The sequence below is a fragment of the Bacillus cereus group sp. BfR-BA-01408 genome, from assembly GCF_022663305.1.
GTDB classification, from domain to species: Bacteria; Bacillota; Bacilli; order Bacillales; family Bacillaceae_G; genus Bacillus_A; species Bacillus_A pacificus.
Window position 1 is genome coordinate 13,670 of record NZ_JAKUFF010000059.1, and the last position, 15,307, is coordinate 28,976.

Genomic DNA, 15,307 nt, shown 5'->3' on the forward strand with positions numbered 1-15,307 from the left:
CGCACAATTGTCAGCCTTCACAGTATATGCATCTGCATCAACTCATACCATATTGATGTTTTGCATATTTCTGTATTCTACATCCCTTCTGCGAATCCTTCCATAATGTGCGTTTTCTTGTATAGATTTTGTCGATTTAACGTAATTACATGTCATTTCTTAAATCCTATCCCTAGTTTATTCTGAAAAATTAAAGTCTAAACGTAAAATATAGGTTTTTATCACAATTTTTTATTATAATATATTTTCTTCAACTACGCTACATATCCCTTTATTTTTTCATCTTCTATTTCAGGATAGCGAAACCCTACTTTTAACATAATAAAAAGACAGAAGAATATAAGTATAACCACTTCACTATCATCTATTACGAAATCAGTAGGCACTGTGTTTCTCACGAGCGAAAAAAGCACATTCACCTTTGGTAAATGTGCTAAAACATTTTTTGGTTTTGCACTGCATTCACAATAATGTTAGCTGTTTCTTCAATCGCTTTGTTCGATACATCAATTACTTGACAATTTATTTTACTAACTACATTCTCAAAGTGATCAATCTCTTCTTTAATACGATTAATATTGGCATATGTTGCTCCATCACTTAGTCCAAGTGATTTCAATCGCTCTTTTCGAATATGATTTAACTTCTCTGGCGTAATTTTCAAACCGAAGCATTTTTCTTTAGCCACTTGATATAATTCTTCAGGCGGATCTACTTCTGGTACTAGTGGTACGTTGGCAACTTTCAAACGTTTGTTATGAGCTAAATATTGAGAAAGTGGTGTTTTTGATGTGCGCGAAATCCCAATTAACACGATATCTGCTTTTAAAATACCACGTGCATCTCTACCATCATCATACTTCACAGCAAACTCAATCGCTTCAATCTTTTTAAAGTATTCTTCATCTAATCTACGAACAACACCAGGCTCATATCTAGGCACTTGCCCTGTAATTTCTTCAATTTGATCGATTAGAGGGCCGATAATATCATATGCCTCTACACCTTCTTTTGCAGCCTCTGTCACTAAATATTGGCGCATGTCAGGCTTTACTAACGTAAAACAAATAAGTGCTTGATTGCTCTTAGCAATCGAAATCACTTCTTTTAATGTCCCTGTATCTTCTACATACGGCACACGTCTAATATCAGGAGCAAATGGGAATTGCCCCATTGCTGCTCGAACAACCAAATCAGCCGTTTCTCCTACAGAGTCAGATACGACATATACGATTTTATTATCCATTACATTACCTCACTTTAAACAAATTACACTTATTCGTTATTTACTAAGTTTACAAACGCACGTGTAATATTTGTTTTTGTAATTCGTCCAACCACTTCTAAACCTTGTTTCGTATCTTTTACAACTGGCATCGCATCAATCTGTCTTTCTATTAATTCCATCGCAATATCATATAAAGAATCTTCTCTACGACACATCGCAATGTTTGGCATCCTTGTCATGATAATATTAACCGGAAGTGAGGTTAAATCCTGCTTCCCTAAGCTAGCTCGTAATAAATCTTTACGAGATACAACGCCTACTAATAGAGTCGATTGATCTACAACGAATAATGTACCTACATCCTCTAAAAACATAGTACAAATCGCATCGTATACCGATACATTTTTATCAATTACAACCGGTCTAGATTGATAATCTTGTACTTTAATTTTCTTAACAGCTTCAGATAATAACTGCCCCCCAGTTTTACCCGTATAAAAATAACCTACGCGTGGACGTGCTTCTAAATAACCAGCCATCGTTAAAATTGCTAAGTCTGGTCTTAGCGTTGCACGTGTTAATCCCAATTGCGCAGCAATTGACTCCCCTGTAATAGGACCGTGATCTTTTACAATCTGAATGATATGTTCTTGCCGTTTATTCAGCTCTATGATAATCACCACCTTTAATGCACAACGAAAAAAGTTATACTATCTCTTAAATATTATATACTAAATATGCTATTCGAAAAAGAAAGGATGTAAAAAGGACCGTATACGGCCCCAAATTATATTTGAAACTTATCAAGTTGTTCTAAGAAACGTCTTGATTTCAAATAAATCCCGCAATATTCATCATAATATGTATTCAATACTAAACGCATTTGTTTTTTTGTACTATCCTTCACTGATACATTGCCAAGTCTATGTAAATCGAAGTGGTAGAAAAGACGCAATAATTTATGAACGGCTTCCCCCACTGGTATACGATACTGATCTTGCTCAGCATGACGTGAGCACAGAAAACCGCCCTCCCTAACAGAGAAGGCGACAAAATCTGTTTCTTGATGACAAATCGCACATGTATCAAAGTACGGGCGCATCCCTAATACCGGAAGCATTTTCGTTTGATAAATTAATGATAATACTTCTGGATCAACACCCTCACACATATAATGCAACGTTTGATATAACATTTCAAATAAATATGGATTATGTTTTTTATCTTCTGTTGCTTTATCAGTTAACTCAACAATAAATGATGCATAAGCAGTTAAAAATATATCCTCGCGAATTTCTTTCATAGTTGAAATAATCTCGCCTTGTTGCAAAGTTCCAAGTCCAGATCCCATTTGAATAAGAAAATGACCATGTGTCATAAGTTGCGAAACAGATGCTAACCGGCTTTTCGGTTTTTTCGCTCCTCTTGCCATTGCACTTACCTTACCCAATTCTCTTGAGAATATTGTAACAATCTTGTTCGTTTCTCCGTAATCTGTCGTACGGATAACGATGCCCTCAACTTTTTGAAACATGTTCGTCACCATCCAAGGTTTGAACAAAACGGGTCAAGAAATTGGAGAGTCTAGATGCGCTAGCTCCTCTTCATGTTGATCCATCTCATCGTTTACGTCTTTTTCCATTTCTTTCAAAAGCAAATACGTCTCAATGCTTCCTGTTTTGGAGAAAAACTTCCAGGTAAAATCTAGCATAAGAATCCACCTTTCTCAATAAGCGTAGCCTATAAACCAATTTCCTTTGTTGTTATTAAATTGACCCATTTTGTCCATTTTCATGTGAGAAAAATTTTTCCTAATTTATCAAAACTCATAAAAACCAATAATCAGCGGATGAACAAAACATCCGCTGATTACAGCTTTACTCTATTTTAATACTCGTCTTCGCGGAAACCAAGGTCACGAAGCTGAGACATTTTATTTCGCCAATCTTTTTGCACTTTTACCCATACTTCTAAAAATACTTTAGAACCAAGTAATGCTTCAATATCAAAACGAGCTCGCTTACCGACTTCTTTTAACATCTTCCCTTGTTTTCCGATAATAATCCCTTTTTGCGACGGACGTTCAACAACAATCGTTGCATTGATATAAACTGCCCCGCCTTCGCGTTTTTGAATTGCATCGATAACAACAGCCACAGAATGCGGCACTTCTTCACGTGTTAAATGTAGTACTTTCTCACGAATAAGCTCTGCAATAATAAATCTCTCCGGATGATCCGTTACTTGATTATCCGGGTAGTATTGTGGTCCTTCCGGTAAATACTTTTTAATTGTTCCAATTAGAGCTTCCACATTATTACCGTCTAATGCAGAAATTGGTACGATTTCTGCAAAGTCATGTAATTTGCGATATTGATCAATTAGCTCTAATAATTGTTCTGGGTGAACTTGGTCAATTTTATTAATAACTAAAAATACTGGTTGTTTCGTTTCTTTTAACTTCTCGATGATGAATTCTTCACCACGACCAAAGCCTTCGACAGCATTCACCATAAACAGAACGATATCAACTTCTTTTAATGTCGTTTGCGCCATCTTCACCATGAAGTCGCCTAGTTTATGTTTCGGTTTATGTATTCCTGGTGTATCAATGAAAATTACTTGTGAATCATTTTCTGTATATACGCCTTGAATTTTATTACGAGTTGTTTGTGGCTTGTCACTCATAATAGCAATTTTTTGACCAATAATACGATTTAAAAATGTAGATTTCCCAACATTCGGTCTGCCAATAATAGAGACAAAACCTGATTTATAACCTTTTCTATTCATGTAAATCCTCCGCTAAAAATGCTCCTGGTAACAATTCTCCGACTGTTGTCTCTTGAACGTCACCATGTAAATTTGATAAGTATACTTTCGTATCCTGTTTACATAATTCTACCATAACTTGTCGACATGCTCCACAAGGAGGTACTGGACGCTTCGTATCCGCCACAATTGCGATAGCTACAAACTCTTTATCTCCTTCAGAAACCGCCTTAAATAAAGCTGTTCTTTCTGCACAGTTACATAAACCATATGATGCATTCTCAACATTACATCCACGATATACTTTTCCATCGCGCGTTAATAATGCTGCACCTACTTGAAATTTAGAATATGGTACGTACGCTTGTTTACGCGCTTCGATTGCTTCTTGAATTAATTGTTTACTATTCATATTCCCGCATCCTTCCTGTTCCCAGCTGTGAATAGATACACTCTCTTATTAAAGGCCTTTACGGCACCTTCAAAGCTTAATAAAAGCTTTGGAATGCAACTATACCACATACGGTAAAAAGATAATAGCACCAATTATAACGGCTATTATCGCAAACAATAAAACCGCTCCTGCTGCGACATCCTTTGCGACTTTCGCAAACGGATGTATATCAGCAGTCGCTAAATCTACTGTTTTTTCCACAGCCGTATTTACCATCTCTAAGCTCATTACAATTCCTATTACAATAAGTAATATCATCCACTCTACCTTCGTAATATGGAAATAAAAGCCGCAGCATATAACAATGACTGCGGCTACATAATGAATTTTCATATTTCGTTCATGACGAAGACAAAAGAATACACCTGCTATAGCATATCCAAAACTATCTATAAGTTTTCCTTTTTTCATCGTCCTAATCCAAATGCTTCTAAAATTTCTTTTTGTCTTCCAAACATTTCTTTTTCATCCTCTTCTGTCATGTGGTCATAACCAAGCAAATGTAAAAAGCCATGTAACGCTAAAAAGCCAAGTTCACGATCAAAAGAATGTCCATACTCTTCAGCTTGTTCTTTCGCTCTCGGAATAGAAATAATAAGGTCACCTAACATACGCGGCATTTCTGCGCCCACAATTTCCATTTCTCCTTCTCCCATTTCTTCCATAGCAAAAGAAATGACATCAGTAGGCTGATCTTTATCTCGGTAATCACGATTAATCTCGCGAATGCGTTCGTTATCTACAAATGTCACTGATAACTCCGCACCATCCTCTATTTTTTCCATTTGAGCTGCTTTTCCTAATATCTCACGAATTAAATTCACATATTCTTCTTTCACTTCTTCTGTTTCATCAATGAAATCAATTAATAAACTCATTCTTTCTCCTTTTCTTCCGGTGGTTCCGGATATGTAATACGCGAATGGAAAATACCATTTAACGTTTCACATAACGTTTTTCCAACGATTTGTAGTTCCTTAAATGTCAAATCACATTCACTAAATTGCCCATCTTGCAGGCGATCTTTAATAATACTTTGTACTAAATTATTAATTTGCTCTGGCGTTGGGTGATTCATAGAACGTACCGCCGCCTCAACACTATCCGCAATACCAACGATTGCCGATTCTTTAGAAGTTGCTTTTGATCCCGGATATCGGAACATCTCTTCTGTATATTTTTCTTTATCTTCTTTAATCGCCTTATAATAAAAATATTTCAAGAGCGTTGTACCATGGTGTTGTCCAGCAATATCAATAATTTCTTGCGGAATATGGTATTCTTCGAGCATCTTTACTCCATCGGTTACATGAGCAATGATAATATCTTTACTCGTCACAGGATCTAATTTATCATGTGGATTCTCAATTCCCATCTGGTTTTCAATAAAGAATTGCGGTTGTACTGTTTTTCCTACATCATGATAATACGCCCCTACACGCGCTAATACACCATTTGCTCCAACTGCTTCACAAGCTGCCTCAGAGAGATTCGCTACCATTACACTGTGATGATATGTTCCTGGCGCTTCTAATAAAATTCTACGCAAAAGCGGATGATTCGGACTTGATAATTCCATAAGCTTCATACTCGATACAATTCCAAGTCCACTTTCTAAATATGGTAATATCCCCATAGCCAAAACGGATGAGATAATTCCTGAAAGGGAAGCCATTAATAATTGCGTACCAATTTCAAGAGGTGAAAAATTCCCATTACGTAATAATAATAACGCCGCCAAGACGACTACATTTAAGATAGATACGAGTATACCAGCTTGTAAAATCATCGTACGACGATTTTTTTCTCTTAAGAAAATACTCACTGATAATGAACTTAATAACACATAAATACCCACACTATAATTTAGTGTACTTGTTACTCCTTCATTAAACATAATACTTCCGCACACAGAAAAAATCATACTTGTTAAAAATACAAATCGATCGCCAATCATTAGTTTTACAAGTATCGTTCCCATCGCAACTGGGACAACATACGCAATTCCTGCATATTCAAGCTTTTGAAACAAACTAATAATTTTCATTAAAACAATCGTGATAGACAAAATTGTAATATACGCTAAAATGTACGGTTTGTCTTCTCTTTTCCGCTGTAAAAATAATTCAAACTGCTTATGCATAAAGTATAGTAACACACCAATGAGCACAGCTAATCCAACATAAGGCTGAAAACTATTACCTTTCTCTAATAAACCGACTAATTTCAACTGATTATACATATCACTTGAAATTGTTTCACCTTCTCTAACAATAACTTGTCCTTGAAGAATATAAACAGGTGGAACTAAATCTTCTTCTGCTTTCTTCTTCTCTTTCGTTACAGCAGGATCATAGAAATAATTTGCTGTAATCGCATATGATCCTAGTGCATTCACAGCTTCTTTCAATCCGCTATTCACATTCAGGCTTTTCATTTCATTAACAAATCGCTCTTTCGCTGCCATTTCTTCGGACATTTTAATATTTCCACCCATGATAACGCTAACAGACGTTAAAGCCGCATTCTTTGCTAATTCTAATTGATCCGGTTCTGCATTAATAAAGTATAATAAATTCTCATCCGATAATTCCTTCGTTAAATTAGATGGCAACTTCTTCTTCAACTTTTCTAATTTATTCGCATCGGTCATCTTTTTTTGCTCTTCAGGTCCAGCAGCTTTCATCTCCTGAATTACTTCATTCACCTTAGCAAAAACATCATTTACAATATCTACTCTATTTTGTTTATATTCACTTCTATATGTATATTGATCCCCGACTTTTTGAGCGGCCTCTTGTTTTTTTCTTTCCGTTATAACCTTATCTTCAATTTTAATAGGAGAATGAATTGTTTTTTTCGCAATAGAATACATATCAACATCTAATTGCTCTGGTTTCACATTATTCATAAGTGCAAAAAATAGCACTGCCCCTAATAAAACGTAAGAAATCCAACTTAGTTTTTTCGAATGTTGTAAATTACGAAACCACTTAGAAATTTCTTGAGATCTTAACATGATTTCAATACCTTCTCCTCTCTAGAAATAAAGTGAAACTATTTATAGCTTTCATTTCTTCTAGCCAACGATACTTTTAGGTAACATTTTTATACACCAGTACCTATAGTTTATTTCTCTTATCTTTTATGATAGTAAAAAATATGCCGTTCGCCAACCTTAATACAAAAAGAAATGATCCTGACAAATAGGATCATTCCATTTTATCATATGCCTCAATAATACGTTGTACCAGTGGATGCCTTACAACGTCCGTTTGTTCTAACGTAATGAATGAAAGACCTGATACACCAGATAAAATGTTAGCAGCTAGCGTAAGCCCTGATTTTACCCCTTTTGGTAAGTCTACTTGTGAGGGATCCCCCGTAATAACCATTTTAGAACTAAAACCTAATCTTGTTAAAAACATTTTTATTTGTGCACCCGTTGTATTTTGCGCTTCATCTAAAATAACAAATGAATCATCGAGCGTACGTCCTCTCATATAAGCAAGAGGCGCGATTTCAATTACACCTCTCTCCATCATACGCTGCGTATATTCTTGTCCAAGAATATCGTGCAGAGCATCATACAATGGACGTAAGTACGGATCTACCTTCTCTTTCAAATCACCTGGTAAAAATCCTAAACTTTCTCCAGCTTCTACAGCCGGTCTCGTTAAAATGATTTTCTTTACATACCCTTGCTTTAAAGCTCTTACAGCCATTACTACAGCTAAGTATGTTTTCCCAGTCCCGGCAGGTCCTATTCCAAATACAATATCATTTTTCTTCATTGCATGAATATATCTTCTTTGTCCCATCGTTTTTACACGAATGGATTTACCTTTTGCCGTTTTAAAGATTTCTTCTTCATATAACTCTTCAAATTGAGCAATTTTCCCTTGTTGTGCGAGCTGAATTGCATACGCAACATCTCTTTCTGTAATTGACACACCTTTTCGAATAACAACAAGTAGTTGTTGTAAGATTTTTTCTACGAGTGTCACAGTTTCAACTGCTCCAGATGCATGAACAGTTTCACCTCTAGTTACGATTGATACATTCAGTTCCCGTTCAATTACTTTCAAATGAGCATCATTGACTCCAAAAAGAGCGATTGCTTCGTTAGTATTTTCCAATTGTTGGTTCATTTCTACTAATTGTTCTGCCATTACTCAGTCTCCTTGAATATCGGATTCGGATATTGGTTGTGGCTCTGCAATATTTTCAATCACAGTATAATGCAAAGTGACTTTTAGTTGATCCGCCTCAACCTCTTTACTCAAAATCTTATCACTTACAATCATAGCATGTTCATCCAATTTTTTCTTTAGTTCTTTTTCAGCCATTTCTTTCGCTACTTTCATTGCCTGTTTTTCTGTATATTCTCGGTTCGCCTCTTCCTCTTCTCGCACTATATCTTTTTCATATGCAATCGGCAGTGTAAAACCAAATAATTTCACATCATGTTTTACACTTTCCGTACGGGAGCGTTTATACTTATCATGCTGAAATCCCCATATTTTTATTTTCGTACTCCCAAATGTAAGATAATGCTCATTATACGTATTACCAGTATATACTTGAAATTGCGTCTTGAGTGGTACATTCACCTCAGATGTGTACCACGTTTCTCCATATACAATACCTTTCGCCGAAACAATCGTTGGACTCTCCTCATTACCGTATATCCCTGATACGAGAAGCTGACCTTTTTCTACATGATCATTTTTTAAAACGACTGGTTTTCCAACTTCAACAAATGTTTTTGTAACAATCGCTTCTTTTTTTGCCACTAAATTTTGCGGCCTTTGTTCTTTTTCTTTTTTCGGCTCATTTTTTTCAACGATTTTAAAATGGTACGTCGTTCCCCTTACTTCTAGTCCTGCCCAAGTAATCGCATTAATATTGTCCGTCAAATGACGTTGTACATCTTCTACACTAGGCATTTGGAATTGTAATTTTCCTTTTTTAATACCCATTTTGTCCAATTCTTTCATCAATATATATTCTGTTTCAGGTTTCGCTCCTGTAATTTCAATTTTCCAAACCATATTCGATAATGCAATCATGCCAAAGAAGAAAATTAAAAAACCAATTAAGAATCCACTATTTTTAATTAAGCGCTTATTCCAAAATGGAAAACCGTAACGCCCAATAAAATATAGTTTACACTCATTTTTTCTATAAATCGGCTTTATTTTTTTCACATCTCGTAATAGCATACAAAAAACTAACGTTTCATCGGCAATTTTCTTAACGTCCCAAACTAATAATTTTCTACGCACACATTCGTTAACGAACCGCTCCGCTCCTCTACCTTCAATTCGTACCTTTACATATCCAAGCCACTTTATAAACCATTTATTTTTCATCTACTACCTTCACTACCTTTCCAAAAGTAGACACACTACTTTTCACTTTAATTAGCAAAATAGCTCGTACGAAAATGAAATAAAGAGTTTTATTTTCCATAAATAGCGGGATAAAGTGAGACTTTAATCAGCCCTCACCGATCGGACTTTAACGGACAGCCCGACCCCCACCTAACTTCTTTGCTTTCGCTGAATTTTGAGGCGTAGGCTTACTGCCCATGAAAGCGGGATAAACTAAATAGTAGGAGCAAATCATTAGAATAAAGAAGAAAAACTTCACATACGGAAGTTTCCCTTACTTCTCTTTCTGTTCGTCTTCTAAAAACGTCACTTGCTCAATTATCCCTTCAAGCAAAAGTTCTTCCGGAAGGATTGTTTTAATAACAAAGGACTGCCCCTTAATTAATAACTGACCATGCTTTAACAACAATCTTACTTCTTTATCTGAAAACACTAATAAACCTCGATGATTTTCTATATAGATATGCACTTGCCCAACAAGCGTGATCCGAGGTAGATCCATTAGCACATCCACTGGTAGGTCTATTTGCTTCGTTAACCAATTCTTCATTTGTTCTAATTTTTTCATCCCAAAAGACCCCCTCTCATCCCATATGTATGAAAAAAGAGCTTGTAATATCACGTCCAAACTGAAAAAAAGCATAAAAAAACGTCTCATAAGAAATGAGACGTTTTTTTATGCTAATAGCTGGATAACCAGCTTATTCACAAGCGATCCATCTGTTTTACCTTTTACTTTCGGCATAACAGCAGTCATCACCTTGCCCATATCCGCTTTAGAAGTCGCACCAACTTCAGAAATAACTTGCTTGATTATATCAACTAGCTCTTTTTCCGTTAATTGCTCCGGCAAATATGCGCTTAAAATCTGAATTTCACTTTGCAGTTTATTAACAAGGTCTTCACGACCAGCTTTTTTAAATTCAAGGAGGGAGTCCTTATGCTGTTTTACTTCACGAGCTAAAACTGTTAGTTCCTCTTCTTCAGTAAGAGTATGCTGTAGTTTAATACCTTCATTTTGTAAAGCAGCCTTAACCATACGAATGACGGTTAATTTTTCTTTTTGTTTATTCTTCATCGCTTGTTTCATATCATCGTTTAAACGACCGAGAAGACTCATAACTTACACCCTCTCTTAGAATTTACGCTTTCTTGCCGCTTCAGATTTCTTCTTACGTTTTACACTTGGTTTTTCATAAAACTCGCGCTTTCTTGCTTCAGCAAGTGTACCAGTTTTAGAAACCGATCTTTTAAAACGGCGAAGTGCATCCTCCAAAGACTCGTTTTTACGAACGACTGTTTTTGACATTCTCTTTCCCTCCCTCCGAAACATCACACTTACATACTAACTCCAGCATGCAAAAAGAAACACTTCTTCAGCATGTCTTTTACGATTATAATACATTTTATCACTTCAGGTCAACTATTTGGCAGAATAAAAGAAGAATAGATGCTCTTCCTTTTTCAAAAACTATGCAGATAGCTGTTATCCTTTCCCCTGAAGGCAAACTATATTTTTATCATTACACCTTTTTTCATGCAGGAACGTACGAAACAACTACTCATTTCATACATTTTCAGTACTTAACTTCTCCACTAAAAAAGAAAGCATGCAAATCGTTTCCGTTTGCATGCTTTTTTATCCCGATTGGTCCGGGCTAATAATGAGCGGGGAATGAATCCCACGCTCATTAAAGTTTCACTTTATGCGCTTGCTGATTCCTTTTTCACATCATCTTCAAGGACACGAACAAATTGCGCTTCGTTATATGGATAACCAGCTTTTGTGATTTTTACTTTCACTAGTTTACCGATTAATTCTTCTGATCCTTCAAATACAATTTTCAAGTAGTTATCTGTATAACCTACATATAGGCCTTCACGGTCGCCCTCTTTAAATTGTTCTTCTGGAATAATTTCAAGTACTTCTCCTTCAAACTGTGATGCATACTCTTTCGCTAATTGATTAGATAGTTCAATTAAACGGTGAACACGATCATTCTTCACATCTTCAGGAACTTGATCTTCCATACGCGCTGCAGGTGTTCCTGTACGTTTTGAGTACGGGAATACGTGCAACTCAGAGAAGCGATTCTCTTTAATGAAATTGTATGTTTCCATGAATTCTTCTTCTGTTTCACCTGGGAAACCAACGATTACGTCTGATGTAATCGCAAGACCTGGTAACGCTTCTTTCAAACGATCTAAGCGCTCTTGGAAAAATTCCATCGTATACTTACGACGCATACGCTTTAATACAGTATTAGATCCAGATTGCAATGGAATGTGTAAGTGACGTACAACTACTTCAGACTTATCTAACACTTCAATTACTTCATCTGAAATCTGACTCGCTTCAATAGAAGAAATACGAAGACGTTTTAATCCGTCTACTTCCGCTTCCATATCACGAAGTAATCCAGCTAAGTTATAATCTTTAATATCTTCACCGTATCCACCTGTATGAATACCTGTTAATACGATTTCCTTATAGCCTGCATCTACTAATTGCTGCGCTTGTTTAATAACTTCTTTCCCATCGCGAGAGCGCATTAAACCACGCGCCCAAGGAATAATACAGAATGTACAGAAGTTATTACAACCTTCTTGTATTTTTAAAGATGCACGTGTACGGTCCGTGAAGTAAGGTACATCAAGTTCTTCATATACACGTGTTTTCATAATGTTACGCACAGCATTAATTGGCTGACGCTCTTTACGGAATTCTTCGATGTATCCTAACATCTTTTCACGATCTTGTGTACCAACTACAATATCTACACCTGGAATCGCCATAATTTCCGCTGGAGATGTTTGTGCATAACATCCTGTTACACAAATAACCGCATCTGGGTTTTGACGAACAGCACGTCTAATAACTTGACGACTTTTCTTATCCCCCGTATTCGTTACTGTACATGTATTAATAACATATACATCAGCTTTTTTTTCATATTCAGTTCTTTCATATCCACCTTGTTTAAACAATTGCCAAATGGCTTCTGTTTCATAGTGGTTTACTTTACAACCTAACGTATGGAACGCAACAGTTGACATTGATCATCACCCCATCAATTCAAAATGATACGAAGCAGCACTTAACGCGTATAACGGCGCCGTTTCTGTTCTTAAAATTCTTGGTCCTAAACTACATGGTACAAATTTATGTTCACGAAGCGCCGTAATCTCTTCCTCAGCCAAACCGCCTTCTGGGCCAAATACAATCAATAACTTTTGACCTGGTTTCATCATCGTTAAAGCTTTCGCAAAATTAGATTTCTCGCCCTGTTTCGCTTCCTCTTCGTAAGCAACAAGGCAAACATCATACTCACCACTCATTGACAGCAATTGTTTAAACGATGCTGGGGCGTGTACTTCTGGAATTTCACTTCTATGTGATTGTTCCGCAGCTTCTTTCACAATTTTTCTTAAACGCTCAACTTTTTTATCAGCTTTTTTTGCATCCCATTTTACGATAGAGCGAGATGCTTGAAATGGTAAGAATGCAGCTGCCCCAAGCTCAGTTCCTTTTTGAAAAATTAACTCTAGCTTGTCTCCTTTCGGCAGTCCACTTGCAATCGTCACGAAAACAGGAAGTTCACTTGACGCCTCTACCCATTCTACAATAGCCGTATTAATAAATTCACTGGTAATTTCATCAATTGAACATACGGCTGTTTTTCCGTTTACACAGCAATAAATGTGATCTCCAGCTGACATACGCATTACTCTTGCGATATGATGGACGTCATCACCTACAATGCGAATACTTGTCTCATTTACATATTTCTCTTCTACAAAATAACGTTGCATATAATCACCTTAGTAGAGTTTCGTTCCTTTCGTAAGCCAATACTTACGAAAAGAACGAAACGTTATCATTTTTCATATAACAAACGGCAAGTCCCTCACCTTATAGTGAGAGACTCCCCTTTTCATTATAGACTAAAATCTATATTACGCATTTCGTGCAATAATTGCTACCCAATCTTCCATTCGTAACACTTCTTCAATTGTAAATCCAGCTTTTTCTAACGCTTCAGAAATTACTTTTTCCTTCGCAGCAATAATGCCCGATGTAATAAATAATCCGCCTGACTTCACAACTCTCGCTGCATCTTCAGGGAATAATAGAATAATTTCTGCTAATAAGTTAGCTACGATTAAATCAACAGGACCTTCAATACCTTCTAAAAGACTATTTTGTCCAACAGATACAATATCATCTGTTTTATTTAAACGTACATTCATTTCTGCACTTTCAACCGCAACCGGATCTAAATCATATGCTTGAACAGAAGACGCACCTAATTTCGCTGCTGCAATACTCAGTACACCAGAACCTGTTCCTACATCAATGATCGTATCACCTTGCTGTACTGTTTTTTCTAAAGCACGGATACACATCGTTGTTGTCGGATGAGTTCCCGTTCCAAATGCCATACCTGGATCTAATTCAATAATTTTTTCTTCCGGAGAAGATGGTGTATATTCTTCCCAAGTCGGCACAATTGTGAATGTATCAGAAATTTGTACTGGATGGTAATATTTTTTCCAAGCAGTAGCCCAATCTTCTTCATTGACTTCGTTAACGGTAATATTTCCAGTACCAATTTCGATGTCGTAAGATGGAAGCACATCAATAGATGATTTTACACCTGCAATTGTTTCATGTAAAGAATCCGTTTGCGGGAAATATGCTTTTATTAATACACCTTCCGCCGGATACTCATCTGGGTTCAATGCATAAATTTCACCATATTGTTGCTCGCGCTCTTTCGTCAACTCTGCCGGATCCTCAATCGCAACTCCACTAGCACCAGCTTCATGTAAAATATGAGAGACAGCTTCTACTGCTTCTTCTTTTGTATGAATACTAATTTCTGACCATTTCACAATTTACCAACTCCATTTTTTATTTCCATTATTCCCCTTTGAAAGCACGTTTAAGCTTTCCGAATAAACTATCATCCTGCTCTTCTTGTCCTGCAAATTCACGCAATAAATCTTTTTGCTGTGAAGTTAATTTCGTCGGTACAACAACACGCACGACTACATATTGATCTCCTTGACCGTATCCACGTACGTTCGGAGCACCCTTTCCTTTTAGGCGGAATTCTGTTCCTGTTTGTGTTCCTGCTGGAATTTTCAGCTTCACTTTACCATGAACAGTAGGAACTTCTACTTCATCACCAAGTGCCATTTGCGCAAATGTTAATGGCATTTCACAAATAATGTGATCTCCTTCGCGCTCAAAGAATTCATGATTTCTTACATGAACAACAACATATAAATCTCCTGCTGGGCCGCCATTTACGCCCGCTTCACCTTTTCCAGATACACGGATTTGTTGACCATTATCGATACCTGCTGGAATTTTAACGTTGATTTTTTTACGTTTACGTACTTTACCAGAACCGTGGCATGTCGTACATTTTTCTTTAATGATTTGCCCAG

At 36.5% G+C, this 15,307-nt stretch carries 17 protein-coding genes and 1 pseudogene; all 18 read right to left on the reverse strand.

All coding sequences use genetic code 11. The annotated features are described in order from the left end of the window. Positions 1 to 433: 433 nt before the first annotated feature. Positions 434 to 1,246 (reverse strand): pyruvate, water dikinase regulatory protein, encoded by an 813-nt coding sequence (locus tag MR083_RS20095; protein WP_000368943.1) that lies wholly within the window; start codon positions 1,244 to 1,246, stop codon positions 434 to 436. A 29-nt stretch (positions 1,247 to 1,275) separates the two neighbouring features. Then, positions 1,276 to 1,908, reverse strand: a complete 633-nt coding sequence (locus tag MR083_RS20100; protein ID WP_000583759.1) for a transcriptional regulator CcpN — start codon at positions 1,906 to 1,908, stop codon at positions 1,276 to 1,278. A 107-nt stretch (positions 1,909 to 2,015) separates the two neighbouring features. After that, positions 2,016 to 2,762 (reverse strand): DNA repair protein RecO, encoded by a 747-nt coding sequence (gene recO, locus MR083_RS20105; protein ID WP_000487010.1) that lies wholly within the window; start codon positions 2,760 to 2,762, stop codon positions 2,016 to 2,018. A 33-nt stretch (positions 2,763 to 2,795) separates the two neighbouring features. Further along, the gene (locus MR083_RS20110; RefSeq protein ID WP_000883924.1) at positions 2,796 to 2,939 is read right to left on the reverse strand and encodes a YqzL family protein; all 144 of its coding nucleotides are present in this window, start codon (positions 2,937 to 2,939) and stop codon (positions 2,796 to 2,798) included. A gap of 176 nt (positions 2,940 to 3,115) precedes the next feature. After that, positions 3,116 to 4,021, reverse strand: coding sequence for a GTPase Era (era, locus tag MR083_RS20115; protein ID WP_001080241.1), 906 nt, complete (start codon positions 4,019 to 4,021; stop codon positions 3,116 to 3,118). Continuing rightward, entirely contained in the window at positions 4,014 to 4,412 is a 399-nt protein-coding gene (locus MR083_RS20120) for a cytidine deaminase (RefSeq protein ID WP_001086296.1), read from the reverse strand. The genes era and MR083_RS20120 overlap by 8 nt, the downstream gene beginning before the upstream one ends. 99 nt (positions 4,413 to 4,511) lie before the next feature. Beyond that, positions 4,512 to 4,865 carry a diacylglycerol kinase family protein gene (locus tag MR083_RS20125; RefSeq protein WP_000715476.1) on the reverse strand — a complete coding sequence of 118 codons (354 nt, stop codon included), beginning with the start codon at positions 4,863 to 4,865 and terminating at the stop codon, positions 4,512 to 4,514. After that, complete coding sequence (gene ybeY, locus MR083_RS20130; RefSeq protein WP_000054691.1) at positions 4,862 to 5,332, reverse strand: rRNA maturation RNase YbeY; 471 nt, start codon at positions 5,330 to 5,332, stop codon at positions 4,862 to 4,864. Before ybeY ends, MR083_RS20125 begins: the two co-directional genes overlap by 4 nt. Next, on the reverse strand, positions 5,329 to 7,473 hold the full coding sequence (locus MR083_RS20135) for an HD family phosphohydrolase (protein WP_000946448.1): 2,145 nt from the start codon (positions 7,471 to 7,473) through the stop codon (positions 5,329 to 5,331). Before MR083_RS20135 ends, ybeY begins: the two co-directional genes overlap by 4 nt. A 193-nt stretch (positions 7,474 to 7,666) precedes the next feature. Beyond that, positions 7,667 to 8,626, reverse strand: a complete 960-nt coding sequence (locus MR083_RS20140) for a PhoH family protein (RefSeq protein WP_000840516.1) — start codon at positions 8,624 to 8,626, stop codon at positions 7,667 to 7,669. A 3-nt stretch (positions 8,627 to 8,629) separates the two neighbouring features. Further along, entirely contained in the window at positions 8,630 to 9,829 is a 1,200-nt protein-coding gene (yqfD, locus tag MR083_RS20145; protein WP_000792484.1) for a sporulation protein YqfD, read from the reverse strand. 295 nt (positions 9,830 to 10,124) lie between these two features. Beyond that, positions 10,125 to 10,418, reverse strand: coding sequence for a sporulation protein YqfC (gene yqfC, locus MR083_RS20150; protein WP_000732266.1), 294 nt, complete (start codon positions 10,416 to 10,418; stop codon positions 10,125 to 10,127). Between the two features lie 108 nt (positions 10,419 to 10,526). Further along, on the reverse strand, positions 10,527 to 10,970 hold the full coding sequence (locus MR083_RS20155) for a GatB/YqeY domain-containing protein (RefSeq protein ID WP_000054574.1): 444 nt from the start codon (positions 10,968 to 10,970) through the stop codon (positions 10,527 to 10,529). Between the two features lie 15 nt (positions 10,971 to 10,985). Beyond that, the gene (gene rpsU / locus MR083_RS20160) at positions 10,986 to 11,159 is read right to left on the reverse strand and encodes a 30S ribosomal protein S21 (protein ID WP_000048061.1); all 174 of its coding nucleotides are present in this window, start codon (positions 11,157 to 11,159) and stop codon (positions 10,986 to 10,988) included. Positions 11,160 to 11,554: 395 nt separating this feature from the next. After that, a complete protein-coding gene (gene mtaB / locus MR083_RS20165; RefSeq protein WP_000108677.1) occupies positions 11,555 to 12,907 on the reverse strand; it encodes a tRNA (N(6)-L-threonylcarbamoyladenosine(37)-C(2))-methylthiotransferase MtaB in 1,353 nt (450 codons plus the stop codon). A gap of 6 nt (positions 12,908 to 12,913) precedes the next feature. Further along, positions 12,914 to 13,663, reverse strand: a complete 750-nt coding sequence (locus tag MR083_RS20170; protein ID WP_001190157.1) for a 16S rRNA (uracil(1498)-N(3))-methyltransferase — start codon at positions 13,661 to 13,663, stop codon at positions 12,914 to 12,916. Between the two features lie 144 nt (positions 13,664 to 13,807). Further along, the gene (prmA, locus tag MR083_RS20175) at positions 13,808 to 14,746 is read right to left on the reverse strand and encodes a 50S ribosomal protein L11 methyltransferase (RefSeq protein ID WP_000872092.1); all 939 of its coding nucleotides are present in this window, start codon (positions 14,744 to 14,746) and stop codon (positions 13,808 to 13,810) included. Positions 14,747 to 14,774: 28 nt separating this feature from the next. Continuing rightward, positions 14,775 to 15,307: pseudogene (dnaJ, locus tag MR083_RS20180) on the reverse strand (chaperone protein DnaJ); the annotation flags it as partial.

What these genes read in the sequence shown, in the direction of transcription:
- yqfC (WP_000732266.1), bottom strand. Translation starts at nt 10,418, where the DNA reads ATGAAAAAATTAGAACAAATGAAGAATTGGTTAACGAAGCAAATAGAC.
- mtaB (WP_000108677.1), bottom strand. Translation starts at nt 12,907, where the DNA reads ATGTCAACTGTTGCGTTCCATACGTTAGGTTGTAAAGTAAACCACTAT.
- MR083_RS20125 (WP_000715476.1), bottom strand. Translation starts at nt 4,865, where the DNA reads ATGAAAAAAGGAAAACTTATAGATAGTTTTGGATATGCTATAGCAGGT.
- ybeY (WP_000054691.1), bottom strand. Translation starts at nt 5,332, where the DNA reads ATGAGTTTATTAATTGATTTCATTGATGAAACAGAAGAAGTGAAAGAA.
- MR083_RS20120 (WP_001086296.1), bottom strand. Translation starts at nt 4,412, where the DNA reads ATGAATAGTAAACAATTAATTCAAGAAGCAATCGAAGCGCGTAAACAA.
- era (WP_001080241.1), bottom strand. Translation starts at nt 4,021, where the DNA reads ATGAATAGAAAAGGTTATAAATCAGGTTTTGTCTCTATTATTGGCAGA.
- MR083_RS20095 (WP_000368943.1), bottom strand. Translation starts at nt 1,246, where the DNA reads ATGGATAATAAAATCGTATATGTCGTATCTGACTCTGTAGGAGAAACG.
- recO (WP_000487010.1), bottom strand. Translation starts at nt 2,762, where the DNA reads ATGTTTCAAAAAGTTGAGGGCATCGTTATCCGTACGACAGATTACGGA.
- MR083_RS20170 (WP_001190157.1), bottom strand. Translation starts at nt 13,663, where the DNA reads ATGCAACGTTATTTTGTAGAAGAGAAATATGTAAATGAGACAAGTATT.
- MR083_RS20110 (WP_000883924.1), bottom strand. Translation starts at nt 2,939, where the DNA reads ATGCTAGATTTTACCTGGAAGTTTTTCTCCAAAACAGGAAGCATTGAG.
- MR083_RS20135 (WP_000946448.1), bottom strand. Translation starts at nt 7,473, where the DNA reads ATGTTAAGATCTCAAGAAATTTCTAAGTGGTTTCGTAATTTACAACAT.
- rpsU (WP_000048061.1), bottom strand. Translation starts at nt 11,159, where the DNA reads ATGTCAAAAACAGTCGTTCGTAAAAACGAGTCTTTGGAGGATGCACTT.
- MR083_RS20155 (WP_000054574.1), bottom strand. Translation starts at nt 10,970, where the DNA reads ATGAGTCTTCTCGGTCGTTTAAACGATGATATGAAACAAGCGATGAAG.
- yqfD (WP_000792484.1), bottom strand. Translation starts at nt 9,829, where the DNA reads ATGAAAAATAAATGGTTTATAAAGTGGCTTGGATATGTAAAGGTACGA.
- MR083_RS20140 (WP_000840516.1), bottom strand. Translation starts at nt 8,626, where the DNA reads ATGGCAGAACAATTAGTAGAAATGAACCAACAATTGGAAAATACTAAC.